Origin of the sequence: Alteromonas marina (assembly GCF_000808575.1) — a bacterium.
GTDB classification, from domain to species: Bacteria; Pseudomonadota; Gammaproteobacteria; order Enterobacterales; family Alteromonadaceae; genus Alteromonas; species Alteromonas marina_A.
The window spans coordinates 14427-32995 of sequence record NZ_JWLW01000005.1; the positions used below are offsets into that span (position 1 = coordinate 14427).

Sequence of the window (18569 nt, forward strand, 5' to 3'; positions counted from 1 at the left end):
TTGTTTTTAGCGTGAAATACATATAATTTTTTGATTATCGAGTTGCTTGCCCGTTCGCTTACCTTGAAGCGGACGATATTTAAGCAATTAATGCGTCTCATGCTATCCTTTCTACTAGATTTTTGAGTTTACTGTTGCCATTCAAAGCAAAATCGATAATGGTTATATTAAGGTCAATAGGCCCTAGAGCAGGGAAGGTAAGGTTAAGGAATTAACGCACTTTAATAAGTTTCGATTGAACTTTGCTCTTGCATCCCCATATAAAAATGACATTTCAAACTAATTGAGAACAAGTATGACAGTTGAGCGTGAAAATCGCATTGAAATTCCTGTGCTTGCCTTGCGGGACGTGGTTGTTTACCCGCATATGGTCATACCCCTATTTGTTGGGCGTGAGAAATCAATTCGTTGTCTAGAAGCGGCAATGGATAATGACAAACAAATTTTTCTAGTAGCACAAAAAGACGCTGGCGTAGATGAGCCTGAAGCGGACGACATCTATACCGTCGGTACTATTGCTACTATTCTTCAACTTCTGAAACTACCTGACGGTACGGTGAAAGTGCTGGTAGAAGGTAGTGTACGCGGCGAAATTGAAAGCTATAAGCAATCAGAGCCGTTCTTTGTTGCTAATGTAGACAAACTAACTGATGAAGAGATTGATGAGAGCGAACAAGAAGTCTTGATTCGCTCAGCAGTTTCGCAGTTTGAAGGTTACGTGAAACTGAATAAGAAAATTCCACCAGAAGTGCTTACGTCACTAAATGGTATTGAAGACGCGGCCCGCTTGGCAGACACCATGGCTGCCCATATGCCACTTAAGCTTACTGAAAAGCAAAAAGTGTTAGAGATGCAGGGCGTTAATGAGCGTCTTGAATATCTGATGGCGCTGATGGAAGGCGAAATTGATTTGCTGCAGGTCGAAAAGAAAATTCGTACCCGCGTTAAAAAGCAAATGGAAAAGAGCCAGCGCGAGTACTACTTGAATGAGCAGATGAAGGCTATTCAGAAAGAGTTGGGTGAACTGGATGACGCACCTGACGAATTTGAAGCGTTATCTAAAAAGATAGCAGACGCTAAAATGCCTAAAGAAGCGGAAGATAAAGCGAAAGCTGAACTTCAAAAGCTTAAGATGATGTCACCAATGTCTGCAGAAGCTACCGTACTTCGAAGCTACATTGAATGGCTGACTAACGTGCCGTGGAACAAGCGCTCGCCGGTGAAGAAAGATCTTTCCCGCGCAGAAGGTGTGCTTAACGAAGACCACTACGGCCTTGAGAAAGTGAAAGAGCGCATTCTTGAGTATTTAGCCGTTCAGCAGCGTGTTAAGAAGCTAAAAGGCCCAATTCTGTGTCTTGTTGGCCCTCCAGGTGTAGGTAAAACTTCACTAGGCCAGTCAATTGCTAAAGCGACAGGTCGCAAATATGTGCGTATGGCACTAGGTGGCGTGCGTGACGAAGCTGAAATCCGTGGTCACCGTCGTACTTACATTGGTTCATTGCCAGGTAAGCTAGTTCAAAAAATGGCGAAAGTAGGGGTTAAAAACCCGCTCTTCCTACTTGATGAAATCGATAAGATGTCATCAGATATGCGAGGCGACCCAGCGTCAGCGCTGCTTGAAGTACTAGATCCAGAGCAAAACAATAGCTTTAGTGATCATTATCTGGAAGTCGACTACGACCTGTCCGACGTTATGTTCGTAGCCACCTCTAACAGCATGAATATTCCAGGCCCGTTACTTGACCGTATGGAAGTGATTCGTCTATCTGGCTACACAGAAGATGAAAAACTCAACATTGCAAAGAACCATTTAATTGGTAAGCAAATGGAACGCAATGGGCTTAAAGCGAAGGAGTTGGAAATTACCGATTCTGCCGTTATCGGTATGATTCGATACTATACCCGTGAAGCCGGGGTTCGTAGCTTAGAGCGCGAAGTATCGAAGGTATGCCGTAAAGCCGTGAAAGATATTTTGCTTAAGAAAAGCAAAGACAAAGTAGTCGTAACACAGGATAACCTTAAGGACTATCTTGGCGTTCAACGCTTTGACTACGGTAAAGCCGATAAAGACAATCAAATTGGCCAAGTTACAGGACTTGCTTGGACGCAGGTAGGTGGTGACTTACTGACCATTGAAACAACGTCGGTTCCGGGCAAAGGCAAAATGACATCAACGGGTTCGTTAGGTGATGTCATGCAAGAGTCTATTAAGGCTGCTATGACGGTGGTAAGAAGTCGTGCAGAAAAGCTTCGCATAAACGATGACTTCTATGAGAAACGTGATATTCACGTGCACGTACCTGAAGGTGCTACGCCGAAAGATGGCCCTAGCGCAGGTATTGCAATGTGCACTGCACTTGTCTCGTCACTTACGGGTAACCCTGTGAAGTGCGATGTAGCCATGACCGGTGAAATCACCCTACGTGGTGAGGTGCTTGCTATTGGTGGACTTAAAGAAAAGCTACTAGCAGCACATCGAGGCGGCATTAAAACTGTCGTTATTCCAAAAGATAACGAACGTGATCTGGAAGAAATACCAGATAACGTGAAAAAAGATTTATCAATTCACCCAGTTAAATGGATTGATGAAGTGCTTGATATTGCGCTTCAAGAGCCTGTTGAAAGCTTTGAAGTGGTTAAAAAATAACAGAATGTCTAAGCTGTACCCCTTTATTTTAAAGGCGTACAGCCACATTTTTTCTATAAATTTGCAATAATTGATTAAAAAGTGCGCATTAGGCAAAAGAAAAGCCCATTTTTTTAAAAATAGGGCTTTCATGTCGCAAAAGTTGTGTTACCTTTAAGTGGTATTCGCTTGAAGCCTTGCCACAAAAGGGATTGCAGCGATTCATTTAAAAAGTTAATTATTTGTGACTGAAGCTTGATGTTAACAATCAAGCTTGCTATAACGTCCAAGCAAAATCGTTTTGGACAAACAGTATAATAACAATCGAAGGGGATCTAATTGTGAACAAGTCTCAACTTATCGACCAAATCGCTGCTGGTGCAGACATTTCTAAAGCAGCTGCTGGCCGCGCTCTTGATGCATTCACTGACTCAGTAACTGCGGCGCTTAAAGACGGCGACCAAGTTGCACTAGTAGGCTTTGGTACTTTCTCAGTTCGCGAACGTTCAGCTCGCAGTGGCCGTAACCCACAAACTGGTGAGACTATTCAGATTTCAGCAGCGAAAGTTCCATCTTTCAAAGCTGGTAAAGCACTGAAAGACGCTTGTAACTAAGCAAAAAAATTATAGAAAAAGGCGATGGCTAGTCCATCGCCTTTTTTATTTCTAAAACAAAGAATTCAATATTGGGGTCAGAGTAATGACTCTGACCCCAATATTTTAAGAGTGGAAATAACCCGTTGAGGCATGCCGAGTTTTTTTCATGCCTACGCAGTATCTGGACTTAACGAAAGACAACACAAATAGTGTGTTTTGGCGTTTATATTCGGCGGCATTGGGTTATAATCAGCGCTTATTTTACCTCGCATTCACTAATTTGTGTTGTTTTGAGGTAACGGTAGTAAGCAACGGAGTTGAAGAACAATCATGCTAGAAAGAATCAGAGAAGGTTCTCAAGGCCCATGGGCGATGGCGATTATCGCGCTTATCGTTTTAAGTTTCGTATTCGCAGGTGTAGGTAGCTACCTAACATCATCAGGTACTACTGCAGTAGCTACTGTAAACGGCGAAGAAATTTCGGCACAAGAACTAGAGCGTGCATATCAAAATCAGCGTGCACAAATGGAGTCACAATACGGCGAAAGCATCGCACAGCTTTTCTCTAGTGAGCAATATCTTGCAGATTTTAGAAGAAATGTATTGGACAGGCTGATTGCTGAAAAACTAATTCAGCAACAAGCGGCAGACATGGGTTTACGTGTAAGTGACGAGCAAATTCGCGAAACCATAGTACAAATGCCTGAGTTCCAGTTTGGTGGTCAGTTTGATAACGAACGTTTTCAAGCCATTCTTCGTCAAAACGGTTTTCAAGTAGCCGATTTCCGTGACTATCTGCGCGTTCAAATGACACAAAACCAGTTGGCTGCAGCGCTAACGAATTCTTCATTTGCGTTGGACGGTGAAGTACAGCAAGCGAATGCGCTACAGCGCCAAACTCGTGATGCGAAATACGTGCTAGTGAGCTCTGATGAATTTGCCGGCTCAATAGAAGTGACAGATGCGGATATAGAAGCTTTTTACAACAACAATATTGCCTCTTTCGATACGGACGAACAGGTCAAGCTTGCTTATGTGAAACTAAGTGTTGAAGACTTAAAAGGTCGCGTTTCTGTCGAAGAAGAAGCGGTTCGCACGTATTACGAAAATAACCTAGGAAGCTACGGCAAAGAAGAAGAGCGCCGTGTTTCTCATATTCTTATCGAAGCAGGTGATGATAAGGATGCTGCGAAAGCAAAAGCAGAATCATTAAAAGCAGAACTCGACAACGGTGCAGACTTTGCGGCCCTTGCTGAAGCAAATTCTGATGATACGTTCTCTGCTGAAAATGGCGGTGATCTAGATTTCATTACGCCAGAAATGATGGACCCAGCGTTTGATGAAGCAGCTTTTGCTTTACAAAATGTTGGCGATGTATCCGACGTAGTTGAAACCGAGTTTGGTTTTCACATCATCAAGTTGACAGACTTAAAAGAAGCACAAGTTAAATCTTTCGATGAAGTAGCGGGTGAGATACGCGATACGCTACTTTATGACGCGGCAATGGAAAAGTACTTTGAGCTTCAAAATACGTTAGCTGAAATTGCCTTTGAAGTACCTGACACGCTTGAAGACGCGGCTAATGCTGTAGATCTTCCTATACAAGAGTCTGTTCTTTTCAGTCGTAATACGGCACCTGCCGAACTAAGCTTCCCTGGCTTGCTAGATGTTGCTTTCTCTTCAGAGCTAGTTGAAGAAGGCCTAAACAGCGATATCATTGAGCTAGATGATGAAACGGTAGTAGTTGCGCGCGTTATTGAGCATGAACCTCAACGTACTCAGTCGCTAGATGAAGTTCGCGAAGGAATTGAAGCATCAGTAAAAGCGGAAAAAGCGAAAGAAGCTGCAGAAGCTTGGGCGTTTGATATCGCACAAAAAGTACGTGCCGGAGAAAGCGTTGAAAGTGAGCTAGCTGAAAAGTCTGTGTCTTGGGAAACAGCAGCTGCTGTTCCAAGAGCTGGCGGTACACTTGCACGTGCATTAGTTGACACGCTTTTCTCTCTTGCCCTTGAAGGCGAAGATAAAGTTGATGTTGCAACAACGGTAAACGGTGACGTTGCTGTTGTTATGCTTGAAAACGTTAACGCAGCACCAGAGCTTGAGAATGAGTTGGGTGAAAGCCTGAAGCAGCGTCTTGCTCAGGTACAAGGCCAGCGCGTTTATCAACAATATATTGATGCGCTTCGCGCAAATGCAGAAGTGACTATCTCACAGACCTTATAAGCACTGCTGCGTAAAAGCTGTCGCTGTAACTAGCAGTGACACCGGTAAATACTAAAAAGCCAGCCTCTTTCATAGATGCTGGCTTTTTTTATACAACACAGTGGTTGAGTGCTTGTTTGAAGTGCGTTAGTTCGTTAAGAACAGCATTAGTGTATAAAATGCCGCAATAACACCCGATAACACGAAAATGTACAGAAACCCTTGCTTGCCTTGCTCCAGAGTGTATTTATTGGCTTGTAAATAGCCAAACCAGAGTAGTGACAAAATAAGGGGTATTAAAACAATGATTTTTAACACAGTAATGCCTTTCTTTAAGTTATGTTCTAGTTATAACAACGCGCGTTGATTTAGACAAATCTTAACGAGCCAGTCCTAGTCGCCAGCTCACCCATTGTCGCCTTCCTTGTTGTCATCCTTTATTATTTTTAGCTTTAGGTTACCTTGTCCGCTGTCATGGCATTGTCGTAAATCTGTTATTGCCGTGTCACTTTACATTTGTGTAATAGACTCACGTTTCATAAAGGTTTCTTATGCATGTCAATTCAGCCTTTACCTTCCATAGCGCCAGCTCGCAGTATTTATTTTGCCGAAGTGCTTATGGCAAGAGCGTCGATTACCCCACAGGACGCTGGTTGCCAAAGTTACCTGATATACAAGCTCGAAAAGCTCGGTTTCGTATGTGAGAAACATTCAATAAATGGTGTAAGTAACCTTGTCGCTAGGTGGGGGCAGGGCCCTGTTCAATTTGCATTTAGCGGTCATACTGATGTTGTGCCCCCAGGTCCTCTTGATAAGTGGAAGTCACCGCCTTTTAGTCCTGTAATTAGCAAAAATAAATTATATGGACGTGGTGCTGCCGATATGAAAACAGGCATCGCAGCCATGCTAGCGGCAACAGAGCGAACCATTGCCTCGTTAGATAAGGAAAAGGTCTCTTTCTGGTGGCTAATTACCAGTGATGAAGAAGGGGAGGCAGAGTGGGGCTCTAAATGGATAGCTGAATATTTGGCATCTAAAAATGTCCAGCTTGATATGTGCCTAGTAGGTGAACCTTCTGCATCTGCATCAACCGGCGATACGATTAAGATTGGACGCAGAGGCTCACTTTCCGGCACTATCCATATTGCAGGAAAGCAAGGTCACGTGGCCTATCCAAAGGCAGCGGTAAATGCTATCCACAAAGCGAGTAACGTGATTAACGCGTTAACAAAGTACCCGTTTGATAAGGGGAGTGATGACTTTCCTGGTACTACACTTCAAATAACACATATGGACACGGGAAGCTTCACCGATAACATAGTGCCTAGTGCCGTTCGTGTAGAGTTTAATGTCAGATATTCGTGGCAGTTTGACCAAAATGGTTTAGCAACATTGCTACGCAGTATTATCAAAAGCGTTGATACAGAAGCCGAAGTTAGCTTTTCAAGACCCTGTGAAGCTTACTTGAGCAAGCCTAACAGTAATGCGGAGCACTGCTTAATTGCCTGCGTAGAAAAAGCGATAAGGGGCGCTACAGGTCGTTACCCTGTTATCAGTACATCTGGCGGTACTTCTGACGGGCGTTTCTTTGCTAGTGAGCACACACAAGTGGTTGAAGTGGGTGTGCCAAACACTACCATTCACCAAATAAACGAACACATTCATGTGTCTGATTTGCTTACTCTTGAAGATATCTATACCGATATTCTCAAATTTGTTGGCGGTCGATAATAACTTCTGATATTCCCTTTTTTCGGAAAGAAGCAGATTAGAAAAAAGAAGATTGAAAAGTACTAGCGTTGAAGAAGGGAGCGTTTATCAGACGCTCCCTCTTGCTTAGGCTGTGGCTTTAAGCTGAATATCGGTTAAATAGCGTTTGCGCTTTTTCTCAGTAAGCGTTTGCATATCAACCACCACCAGTCCGTCGATACAGTCGTTAAAATCTGGGTCGACATTAAAACCTAAAAATGCCACCCCGCCGTCTTTAGCTACTTCAGAATACTGCTTATACAGCGTTGGTACGTTTACGCCCATGTTAGCCAGTAAATGCTTTAGCTGCGTAAATTCTGTCTTGTAATCGTTACCTGTAAATTGATGTAACGCGTCGTTCGCCATTTGATAAGGTCGCTTGCAGGTCGCTTCGCCAAACTTGGCAGGAAAATAGGTAGAATAGAATTGTACCAATAAATCTTTAGCGGGTTCAGGATAGGCGTTACTGAGTGACACCGCACCGAAAAGGTAGCGATACTTTGGATAGCGGCTTAAAAATGCCCCGATACCAAACCACAAATAATCTAAACTACGCTTTCCCCAGTAGCGAGGCTGGACAAAGCTTCGCCCAAGCTCTAAGCCTTCTTTGAAGAGTTTATCGTTGTCCTTACCGTAATTAAATAAGGTCGCAGAGTAGAGCCCGGTAGGGTGGTCTGGCGCTGTCAAAAGCTCAGCATCGCCAAAGCGGTAGGCACCCACAATTTCTAAATCGTTGTCATCCCAAAGTACAAGGTGATAATAGTGGGAGTCGTACTGATCGATGTCTCTACGCTTGTTGGTACCTTCGCCCACGGCTCGAAACGCCACTTCGCGCAGGCGGCCAATCTCTCGCATAATCGGTGAACAGCTTTTGTGTTGGTATAGGTAAATAGATTTTCCGTCGCCAGTTTCACCTAAATGTTCGCAGTCTCGCATAGCGCGGGCCAGTTCTTTTCTGTCTTCTGGCATGGCAATGGAAGCCTGTGTTTCAAATACGCCCTTCTTGTTACTGCCAATGCGATACAAGTGGCGCTTAAACAGCTTTACCTGTTCTTTTAGCGGTATATTGGTTTGCTGGTACGCTTCAAACGGAATAGGTTCACCAATGCGCATAGGTAAATGCTTCTTACGCTGTTTGAACATCTCTTTCACGAGCAGCGCGGTGGCTAATGGCTTGTATACCATGGACACGCCGTAAAAGAGTGGGCTATTTTTCGCGTCTATATAAACCGGCAATATCGGCGACTTTGCCTGCCTTGCAATGCGTAAAAAACCTGTGTGCCATCTGGTGTCGCGAACACCTTGTGGGCGTAATCGAGAAACTTCACCGGCAGGAAAAATCAGTATGGCGCCGTCGCTGTTAAGGTGTTTTTGAATTGCCGATAAATGCTGTTTTGGTGTGCCTCCCTGCATATTGTTTACAGGTAACAGCATATCGTGAAGCGGTTCAATGGCCATAAGCATTTCATTGGCGACCACTTTCAAGTCGTGACGTACTTCACTAACCAGCTTTATAAGCGCAAGTGCGTCGAGTGAGCCAATCGGATGGTTAGCAATAATCACCACTCTACCTTCACTTGGAATGCGCTCTTTTTCTACATCGCGCGTGGAGTAGCTGATATTAAAATATTCCAGCACTTGCTCTACGAAATCGATATCTTCGTAATGCGGATAGGCTTCACCAAATTCAGTAATTTCACGTTCGTGAAGAAGGTGCCTTAAGACGAATGACAGCGACTTAAATAGAATGGGGTTGTTCGCTACTTGAGGATAATGCTTGTTCAGTACGTCATTTACAGTAAACATAGAACCTGTTTCTCTTCCGGTTTTGGCGAACAATAGCAGGGCAATGTGACGCTTTTCACACAGTTTCATGGCAGTTATTTGACAGTGTTAAAAAGTTGTAACTATGACCTGTTAACCTATGATATGAGGCACAGGTCAGCAGCCCCTAACCTTGATGGATGGGTTTGGAATTCACCTGTTGCTTGGTGAATTGCAAGAGTCAGGGGCCGTTACAGCCCCATTTGTGTAATGCCAGCTATGCCGCTTCTGAGCGAGAGGTTTTGGTTGTAATTGGTGTTACGGTGGCTGACTCTAGTGAATCAAGGTAATGAATAAGAGATAAGTTACCGTTCACGTCTTCTGACAGTGCACTGCAGTTTTCTATCCAGTCCCCATCATTAATGTAGTGAATGCCGTTTTCAAAGCTGCTTTCAGGGTGATGAATATGGCCACACACAACACCGTCGAGCCCCATTTCATCGGCGCGCCTGCAGCATGCTTCTCGATAACGGGCGATGGCTTCATTCGCTCCCTTAATGTGTTTTTTAATATAGCCCGCAAGTGACCAATATTCTCGCTTGCGCCACGCGCGTAGGCGATTGAACTCTCTATTTAGAAAAAGCAAAAGGTCGTAACCTTTATCGCCAATCCACGCATGGAATTTGCCCATAGTTACATCGCCATCGAACTGATCGCCATGTAAGACTAAATAACGCTTCCCTTTTGCTGTGGTGTGAACCAACTCTCGCTCTATTTCTATATCACCGAAGGCCATACCAGAATAAGACTGAATTGGTTCATCGTGGTTGCCGGGTAGGTACACCACACGGGTGCCGTCTTGGCTCATTTGCATGAATTTGTGCATGACTTGATTGTGCGCCTGTGGCCAGCGAAATTGCTTGGTCATTTGCCACATGTCAACGATATCTCCCACCAAATAGAGGGTGTCTACAGTGATGCTATTAAGAAAGGAAAGTAAGTATTCAGCTTTGCAGTCGCGATTTCCTAAATGGATATCAGAAAGCCAAAGTGTTCGATAGTGTGTCTTTTTCATAGCGGTTTCCCAAAGCGATGCCTTGGATCGTCACTATAGGTTTGCAAATTGACACTACCGTGACGCTTGCTTGACCATTGTGTTACAGCAACATAAATACGCGCTATAACTCCAACTTGTTCGACACTTCTAAAAGCTTATTCCGCATCCATACATTCACTAAATCCTCATCGGCGTGTTTGTGCCAGTACATGTGTACGGGGAGTGGGGGGACGTCAAATGGAAGGGGCAGAATTTCGATATCGAATTTATTACTGAATTGTTGGGCGAATCGCGTTGGCATGGTCAGCAAAAGATCGCATTGGCTCACTACGTTAACAGCGGCAAAGTAGTGTTCGCACTGCAACGCGATGTTGCGATGCAAATTGTGCTGAGCAAGGGCTAGATCTACTGTATCCAATTTAGAGTCTTTTAAAGACACAAGCGCATGCTGTGCAACTGAGTAGCTTTTGATACTCGGGTTATCTACGTAGCTATTGCTAGGCGCGCATACCACGACAAACGTTTCTTCGCAGATAAAATGAGAGCGAATGTCACGGCTGGTGGGAACTAACGCGTCAATTACGATATCAAGCTCTTTAGCGGCTAACGCGGGAGCAAGCTCGGGCCAGGTAACCTGTCTGCTATTCACCGTGATATTGGGAGTATGTTTAACAAGCTCAGGAATAAGCTCGGGAAAAAATATAGATTCTAAAATATCTCGTAAACCAAGGTTTATCTGACGAGATTTATCACTTATATCAAAGCTCACTTCGCCTTTTAACGTGCTTTCAAGGGTTTCTATTGATTTCACAACCGATGCAATAATGCCTTGGCAAAATGGGGTAGGCACGACTTGTCGTCCATGACGAATAAACAGCGGGTCATCAAATTTCTCTCGCAGACGACCTAAGGCGTGACTCACCGCAGGCTGAGTAATATGCAGTGCGTTGGCGGCTTTCGTAATACTGCCATGATCGTAGACCGCGCGCAGCACAACAAACAAATTTAGGTCTAATTTTCCATGCATATCATTTATGGGTTTCCATAATAAGGCATCATTTTTATTTATTATTAAACAGGGTACACTGGCTTAAATGTTAATAAAAGGTTTCTTTTATAGAGGCTTCTTTTGTAAGGGGCGTGTGCATGCAGGCATCTGTACTTACCGAGGTGTTGTTACCTCTAGCGTTGGCATTTGTTATGTTTGGTATGGGGCTAACGCTAACCCTTGCTGATTTTGCCCGACTACTTAAAGCACCTAAAGCCGTAATAACGGGTTTTATAGGGCAAATTATATTGCTGCCTCTGTTAGCGCTAGGACTGTGCTTTGTTTTTGGTCTACCCGATTATATTGCGGTTGGAGTCATGGTTTTAGCGGCATGCCCAGGCGGCACGACCAGTAATTTAATCAGCCACATCGCAAAAGCAAATCTGGCCCTTTCAGTAAGCTTAACCGCTATTTCTACCATCGCTTGTGTTTTCTCAACGCCCTTTATCATTCAATTTGCTCTTGATTACTTTGTAAAAGAAAACGCGCCAGACTTTTCTATTATTCAAACAGTGATCGGGCTGGTTGGTATATCAATTGTACCGGTTATTTTAGGCATGACCATTCGTCGCGTTAACAGCAGGTTTGCTACTAAAACTGAAAGCTTCTTCCGGCAGTTTTCCATGTACTTCATGTTGCTCATGATTGTGGGCGTGCTGGTTTCAGAAAGAAACAATTTAGCCGCGTCCTTTGAAAGCGCGTTTTTGGCTTGCTTAACGTTAAATTTATTATCGGTATTGTTAGGGCTCGGGCTTGCAAAGCTTTCAAACCTAGCATTTAAAGACTCGCTCACGCTGGCCATTGAAATAGGCGTGCAAAACGCGGCGCTTGCAATGCTGATATGTATTACCTTTTTAGATTCGCCTGATTACGCGATTGCACCTGGTGTATATGGCGTAGCAATGTACATCGGGCCAACACTATTGGCCCTGTGGGCAAAACGAAAAATGCGTAACGAACAGCCTTCAGCGCCGCTGCATAAGACGGGATCAGTTTGACTGATAAGGCGGTCAATTAGAGAGAATAGTGAAGTACTGATTAGCGCTTAGCACAATAAAGCGCAACTCAACATAAACGCCGATACGAGAATAATGAAACAAGAACAGTTAGGAAACACATCATGCGCGTATTGATTACCGGTGGCGCGACCGGCTTAGGTCAGGCCATTGCCCTTAAGTGGGCGGGAAAGTGGGCAGGCAAAGACGAGGGATTAGATATTTGCATTGCCGACATTAACCAAGAAAGAGGCGATGAAACGGTAAATGCGCTATCCGCCCAAGGTGCTAATGCGTTTTACATCCATTGCGATATAACCTCTGAAAATGATGTTCAAACGTTGGCGAACACCTTAGAAAATCGCTGGGGCGGTGTTGACACTGTGTTTAACAATGCGGGTGTTGCTTCTGGTGGCAGCCTTTTAGATGAGAGCATTGAGCAGTGGCAGTGGGTGTTTGATATTAATGTGTTAGGCATGGTGAGAGTCAGTCGCGCTCTCTTACCGTTAATGCGAGAGCAAGGCGGTGGCTATTTCATTAATATTGCATCGCAAGCAGGGCTAACGCCTATTCCTTATATGGGAAGCTATAACGCGGTTAAAGCCGCAGTCGTGTCGTTTTCTGAAACCATGAAGTTGGAATTAGCACCTGACAATATTGACGTTAGTGTAGTTTGTCCAAGCTTCTTCAAAACGAATTTAGATGAGTCGATGCGCAGCACCAACCCTGCGTCGCACAAAATGCTCAATAAATTCTTCGCTAAGGCAGACATGACGAAAGAAGAAGTGGCCGAGTCTATTTATCAACAAGTCAATAAAAAGCAATTTCTTATTCTTACCCATAAACTGGGCAAACGCGCTTTCCTGTTAAAGAAGCTGCTGCCAACCCAGCGTTATATCAAAAATATGCTTAATCAAACGAAGATGATGAAGCGTGCAATGGAAAAACAGAGTTAGGCAAAACGGAAACGGGCTCACGTATGTTTGTCGCCAAGCTGTCCGAAGATAGTTGTCGAGCTGCACTTGTGCTGGCACAAACCGAAAGCAGGGGTGTCGTTGAGCAAAAGATTGTGAGTAAGCACTTTGAATAACTCCTTTGTAACAGAATTAAAAGAAGAATGAGATATGCAACAACAGGTCGTAGATAGAGCCGACAGCGTGCGTGCGGGCGAAGAGCTAGACGTCAGCGCTGTGCACAATTGGCTTAAGGGAAATATTAGTGCCTCGAATCCATCATTGGAGGCCACGATACAAAGTAGCGATAAGTTGCCTCAAGTCACCCAGTATTCTGGGGGCGCGTCTAATTGGACGTACTGCTTGGACTATCAAGGCAGTAAACAAAACCAGAGCGAACAAACGTCGTTAATTTTGCGTCGGGCACCAGCAGGTACTAAAGCTAAAGGTGCTCACGATATGGGGCGGGAGTACCGGTTGCAGCATGCGTTAAAGCCTGTTTATCGCTATGTGCCAGAGATGCTTGGACTTTGTGAAGACAAGAGCGTTATAGGCACAGAGTTTTACGTAATGGAGAAGTTTACCGGCGTGATACCACGTAAGAACTTACCCAAAGGCCTAAACACGTCTGAGCAGCAAACCAAACAACTCTGCACTAATGTACTTGATAGCTTAATCGAGCTTCATAAAGTGGATTATAAGAAAGCGGGGCTTGAGCACTTAGGTAAAGGTGCTGGCTACATAGAACGCCAAATAAGCGGGTGGAGCGAACGCTATAGTAAAGCAAAAACCTGGAATGTCCCCTCGGGTAAAAAAATAATGCGCTGGCTAGAAAACCACATGCCCACTAATGAACGCATTTGTATTACCCACAATGACTTCCGATTCGACAACGTGGTGTTAAAGCCAAATAACTATACGCAAATTATCGGTGTGTTGGACTGGGAACTGGCGACCTTGGGCGACCCGCTTATGGACTTGGGTAATACCTTGGCGTATTGGGTACAAGCGGATGATGACTTTTTGGCCCAATCAACACGCCGCCAGCCTACTCATTTACCCGGTATGCTAACTCGAAAGCAGGTGGTTGCGTACTACTGCAAAGAGATGGAAATAGATGTAGATGATTTTACCTTTTACGAGGTATACGGGCTTTTCCGTTTAGCCGGTATTGCCCAGCAAATTTACTATCGATACCACCACAAGCAAACCAATAATCCAGCGTTTAAAAACTTTTGGATCTTCATTCATTACTTAATGTGGCGTTGTAATAAGGCCATAAAAGCATCAGGAAAACGATAATGACAACAAGACGCAATATTCTGATCACAGGCGCGAGTTCAGGTCTAGGCAAGGGAATGGCGATTGAGTTTGCCAAACAGGGGTGTAACTTAGCCCTATGCGCAAGACGCTTTGAGAATTTAGAAAAATTGAAAGACGAATTGCATTCAATTAACCCAAACATTGATGTGTATATTCGCTCGCTGGATGTCAATGATCACGATGCGGTTTTTGAAGTATTCGACGCATTCAAAGCCGACATGGGGACCCTTGATAGAGTCATTGTGAACGCAGGAATGGGCAAGGGTGCGTCTATTGGAACAGGGTATTTCCACGCTAATAAGCAAACGGCGGTGACTAACTTTGTGTCGGCGCTAGCACAATGTGAAGCGGCAATGGCTATCTTTAGGGCGCAAAATAGTGGTCATCTTGTGACGATTTCATCTATAAGCGCGGTGCGCGGCTTTAGGCGCGCCATGACTGTATACGCAGCAACAAAAGCAGGGCTTACATCAATGACCGAAGGCATTCGAATGGATGTAATGAATACGCCGATTAACGTCACCTGTATTCACCCCGGTTTTATTCGCAGCGAAATAAACGAAAAGGTGGAAAAAGTACCGTTTATTGTTGATACAGATGTGGGCTGTCGCGCGATGGTCAATGCAATCAACAAGGAAAAAGCGAATGCGTTTGTACCAAGCTGGCCGTGGGCCATCCTTCACTGGATCATGCGTATTGCACCGGCAAGCTCAATAAGAAAAATGAGCTGATAAGCGGATAGCTGAGGTGTGAACACACAGCAAAGACTTTTTATTTTGTGGCAGAGCTCGCCTGATGGTGGGCTTTGTGCCTTTAAGTCTAAATTTGAAATCAGTAACCCATGCTAATTAGCGTCGATTACAGATACAAAAAAAGCGCCGAAGGGCGCTTTTTTACTACTAATCGTAAAGATTAACCTAGTGCTTTGATTTGTGCAGCTAGACGGCTCTTATGACGAGCAGCTTTGTTCTTGTGAATCAAGCCTTTAGTAGCCATTCTGTCAAGTACTGGAGTAGCAGCAGTAAGTGCAGCTTGTGCCGCTTCTTTGTCACCGCTTGCAATTGCAGCGATAACTTTCTTGATGCTTGTACGAGTCATTGAACGACGGCTAGCGTTGTGCTGACGACGCTTTTCGGCTTGGATTGCACGCTTCTTAGCAGACTTAATGTTAGCCAAGGTGTAACTCCCAAAATAAATTCATGTCAAAAACGAGGGTGCGGATTGTGCCTACCAAACGCCCAAATGTCAAACGATTTAAAACCTAAATCATTTCGCATTAAAACGCGCAAGCTATTGAACACAAAGTATGCTCAACACGTTGCACATTCTTTGCGACATTTCTCTGCGACATTTTTTGAAAGAGATTCGTAATGATATTCTTTCAGGACATTTAAGCGATAGACGTGCATAAACGATAGCACCCCATATCGGGCGCGGATTATAGCAAGAAAGTTCATAAAGGTGCACAACTATTTTGAAGAAATCGTTTCGCCTGCGATAGCCTTTAGTTATTATGGCTCGCTTGCAACCCAGCGTTGCCACTTTGCGGTTAGCAGACGCCTTTGACTATCTTTCAATTGGCTGATGCTATTCAGCCTATTCTTTATCTCTTATTGGAAGTGTGACGTGTCACGGAAGTTAATAAAATCTGGTCTTATCGTCAGTATTATGACCTTGGTCTCGCGAGTATTAGGCTTGGTACGTGATGTTGTTGTTGCCAAGCTTATGGGCGATGGGGCAGCCGCTGACGTATTTTTCTTTGCTAACAAAATTCCTAATTTTCTTCGTCGTCTATTCGCTGAAGGCGCATTTGCGCAAGCGTTTATTCCGGTACTAACCGAAGTCCACGAGAATAACGATAAAAAGCAACTCAGAGAGTTCGTTGCAAAAGTCAGCGGTACATTAGGCGCTATTGTTTTTGTAGTTTCTATTATAGGGGTAATAGCATCTCCTGTTTTGGCGGCTTTATTCGGAACAGGGTGGTTCGTTGCGTGGCTCGAAGGCGATGAGGCCGGAGATAAGTTTGTGCTCGCCTCGACCATGTTAAAAATTACCTTTCCTTATTTGGCGTTTATCTCTCTGACTGGGTTGGCAGGTGCGATACTCAATACGCTAAATAAGTTTGCGGTTGCTGCCTTCACCCCCGTTTTACTTAACGTGTGCATTATTGCATGCGCTATATACTTAGCTCCTACGCTTAATCAACCCGCTTACGCCCTAGCGTGGGGTGTGTTTATCGGCGGTATTGTACAGTTCTTGTTTCAACTACCATTTTTGTTCAGGGCAGGGCTCTTGGTAAAGCCAAAGTGGGGCTGGCATGACGAAAACGTGGTAAAAGTACGCACCCTGATGATCCCTGCCTTGTTCGGTGTGTCAGTAGGGCAAATCAATTTGTTGTTTGATACCTTCATCGCCAGCTTTTTAGTTACCGGCTCAATAAGCTGGTTGTACTATTCTGACAGGCTGCTTGAATTTCCCTTAGGACTGTTCGGTATCGCTATCGCTACGGTCATTTTACCTACGCTTTCCCGCAACCACGTCAGTAATAACCCCAAAGCGTTTGCTGCGAATATCGATTGGGCGTTTCGCATGGTGTGTTTATTGGGCATTCCTGCGGCAGTGGGACTTGGCGTGATGGCAAGGCCTATTCTGACCGTTATTTTTCAGCGCGGCGCGTTTACCGCAGAAACCGCCATTATGGCGTCTTACTCGCTTACCGCGTACTCGTTTGGTTTGCTCAGCTTTATGCTGGTAAAAATTCTCGCTCCAGGATTTTACTCCCGCCAAGACACCAAGACGCCAGTGAAATTTGGTATTTGGTGTATGGTCGCAAACATGGTGTTTAACCTTATTTTAGCGATTCCGTTTGGTTATGTAGGGCTTGCTGTCGCTACCAGTATGTCAGCTACGCTTAACGCCGCGTTGCTTTATATTACGCTACATAGACAAGGTGTATTTGCGTTAAGCCGCACGTCGGTTCTGTTTATTGCCCGTGTGGTTATTGCAAGTGCAGCCATGGGCGGGCTTATTTATTATCGCGATAAAGGCTTAGGTTTCTTTGAATTGTCTCTTTCCGCCCAAATGTTAGAGGTAGGAATAACCATTTCGCTGTCGGTTATACTGTTTGTGACCACCATGGTGGTGCTGGGCATGCGACCCAGGCATTTCAGAAGCGGCGGCGATTAGTATTCAATAGATGCGAAATAGAGCATGGAGTCAGAATGGCCCGTGTGCTTGGTATTGTGCTCGCGGTCGGCTATAATCGCGAGCTTTGATTTTCTAGCAGTTAAAAGGTAGTGGCTAACAGTGGAATTTATCCGCGGGCTAAACAATGTAAAACCGCACCATAAAGGGTGTGTGCTCACTATTGGCAAGTTCGACGGCGTACACCGTGGTCATCAAGCTGTGTTGGCTAACGTGCTTGAAAAAGCGAAATCGCTATCACTTCCTGCCACCGTAATGGTGTTCGAACCGCAGCCTGAAGAAGTCTTTATGCCTGATAAAGCACCAGCGCGTATAAGCCCTCTTCGCGAAAAGTACGAGTTGCTGCGCCAACAAGGTGTCGACAGGCTGCTTGCTGTGCGATTTAACGCGGAGTTTGCTAAGCAAAGTGCCGATACCTTCGTCCACGATTTACTGGTGGACAAACTGGGTGTTAAATTTCTTGTTGTTGGCGACGATTTCCGTTTTGGCAATGGCCGCAAAGGGGATTTCGAAATGCTTGAGGCGGCAGGTCGCCAATACGGTTTCGAAGTAGTAAGCACCCATAGCTTTACCATGCATGCCCATCGAATAAGCTCTACCGCGGTGCGAGAAGCGTTGGCTGACAGCGACTTTGGTCTGTCTACTGAAATGCTAGGGCGCCCGTTTGCTATTCACGGTAGGGTGGTTCACGGCGAGAAAAAAGGTCGCACCATTGGTTTTCCCACCGCGAATGTCATGCTAAAACGCCAAAAAACGCCAATTCACGGCGTGTTCGCAGTGCGTGTCGACGTAGATGGAAAACACTATAACGGCGTTGCGAACATTGGTACCCGTCCTACTGTTAACGGGGTAAGAAACCAGTTAGAAGTCCATATTTTTGATTTGTCATCTGACCTTTACGGCAAGCCCATTACGGTGTTTCCGATGGCAAAAATAAGAGATGAAATTAAATTTGATTCTTTTGAGGCGTTGAAAGATCAAATTCAAGCAGATGCAGCACAAGCGCGTCTGTTATTAGCATAGTTAAACGTGATAAAGTCACGAAAAGTTTC

The 18569-nt window shown here is 44.7% G+C and carries 14 protein-coding genes; 10 read left to right on the top strand and 4 right to left on the bottom strand.

The window, feature by feature from the left end:
• Positions 1-295: 295 nt before the first annotated feature.
• The 4 genes from lon (at position 296) to dapE (ending at position 7155) form a co-directional block, all read left to right on the top strand.
• Positions 296-2647 (top strand): endopeptidase La, encoded by a 2352-nt coding sequence (gene lon / locus RJ41_RS03355; RefSeq protein WP_039216913.1) that lies wholly within the window; start codon positions 296-298, stop codon positions 2645-2647.
• A gap of 320 nt (positions 2648-2967) precedes the next feature.
• Complete coding sequence (hupB, locus tag RJ41_RS03360; RefSeq protein ID WP_012518978.1) at positions 2968-3240, top strand: nucleoid-associated protein HU-beta; 273 nt, start codon at positions 2968-2970, stop codon at positions 3238-3240.
• Between the two features lie 312 nt (positions 3241-3552).
• Positions 3553-5445 (top strand): SurA N-terminal domain-containing protein, encoded by a 1893-nt coding sequence (locus tag RJ41_RS03365; protein WP_039216929.1) that lies wholly within the window; start codon positions 3553-3555, stop codon positions 5443-5445.
• Between the two features lie 534 nt (positions 5446-5979).
• Positions 5980-7155 carry a succinyl-diaminopimelate desuccinylase gene (gene dapE, locus RJ41_RS03375; protein WP_039216932.1) on the top strand — a complete coding sequence of 392 codons (1176 nt, stop codon included), beginning with the start codon at positions 5980-5982 and terminating at the stop codon, positions 7153-7155.
• Positions 7156-7260: 105 nt separating this feature from the next.
• Here the strand turns inward: dapE and olsF are convergent, their stop codons facing one another.
• The 3 genes from olsF to RJ41_RS03390 form a co-directional block, all read right to left on the bottom strand.
• On the bottom strand, positions 7261-8979 hold the full coding sequence (olsF, locus tag RJ41_RS03380; RefSeq protein ID WP_039217112.1) for a bifunctional ornithine lipid synthase OlsF: 1719 nt from the start codon (positions 8977-8979) through the stop codon (positions 7261-7263).
• A gap of 235 nt (positions 8980-9214) precedes the next feature.
• The gene (locus RJ41_RS03385) at positions 9215-10012 is read right to left on the bottom strand and encodes a UDP-2,3-diacylglucosamine diphosphatase (protein ID WP_039216933.1); all 798 of its coding nucleotides are present in this window, start codon (positions 10010-10012) and stop codon (positions 9215-9217) included.
• Between the two features lie 103 nt (positions 10013-10115).
• Positions 10116-11021 (bottom strand): LysR family transcriptional regulator, encoded by a 906-nt coding sequence (locus tag RJ41_RS03390; RefSeq protein WP_039216936.1) that lies wholly within the window; start codon positions 11019-11021, stop codon positions 10116-10118.
• Positions 11022-11140: 119 nt separating this feature from the next.
• Between RJ41_RS03390 and RJ41_RS03395 the strand changes: the two genes are divergently transcribed.
• The 4 genes from RJ41_RS03395 to RJ41_RS03410 all read left to right on the top strand — a co-directional run bounded on the left by RJ41_RS03395 (position 11141) and on the right by RJ41_RS03410 (position 15044).
• Positions 11141-12040: a bile acid:sodium symporter family protein gene (locus RJ41_RS03395; RefSeq protein WP_039216939.1), complete on the top strand. Its 900-nt coding sequence runs from the start codon at positions 11141-11143 to the stop codon at positions 12038-12040.
• A gap of 122 nt (positions 12041-12162) precedes the next feature.
• Positions 12163-12993: an SDR family oxidoreductase gene (locus RJ41_RS03400; RefSeq protein WP_039216942.1), complete on the top strand. Its 831-nt coding sequence runs from the start codon at positions 12163-12165 to the stop codon at positions 12991-12993.
• A gap of 168 nt (positions 12994-13161) precedes the next feature.
• Positions 13162-14292: a phosphotransferase family protein gene (locus RJ41_RS03405; protein ID WP_039216945.1), complete on the top strand. Its 1131-nt coding sequence runs from the start codon at positions 13162-13164 to the stop codon at positions 14290-14292.
• Positions 14292-15044: an SDR family oxidoreductase gene (locus RJ41_RS03410; RefSeq protein ID WP_039216949.1), complete on the top strand. Its 753-nt coding sequence runs from the start codon at positions 14292-14294 to the stop codon at positions 15042-15044. The genes RJ41_RS03405 and RJ41_RS03410 overlap by 1 nt, the downstream gene beginning before the upstream one ends.
• Before the next feature lie 181 nt (positions 15045-15225).
• Here RJ41_RS03410 and rpsT read toward each other — a convergent pair whose 3' ends face one another.
• Complete coding sequence (rpsT, locus tag RJ41_RS03415) at positions 15226-15489, bottom strand: 30S ribosomal protein S20 (RefSeq protein ID WP_014950134.1); 264 nt, start codon at positions 15487-15489, stop codon at positions 15226-15228.
• Positions 15490-15939: 450 nt separating this feature from the next.
• Here rpsT and murJ point away from each other — a divergent pair, with 450 nt between their 5' ends.
• The gene (murJ, locus tag RJ41_RS03420; RefSeq protein ID WP_039216951.1) at positions 15940-17499 is read left to right on the top strand and encodes a murein biosynthesis integral membrane protein MurJ; all 1560 of its coding nucleotides are present in this window, start codon (positions 15940-15942) and stop codon (positions 17497-17499) included.
• A gap of 120 nt (positions 17500-17619) precedes the next feature.
• A complete protein-coding gene (gene ribF, locus RJ41_RS03425) occupies positions 17620-18540 on the top strand; it encodes a bifunctional riboflavin kinase/FAD synthetase (protein ID WP_014950132.1) in 921 nt (306 codons plus the stop codon).
• The last annotated feature ends 29 nt before the right edge of the window (positions 18541-18569 follow it).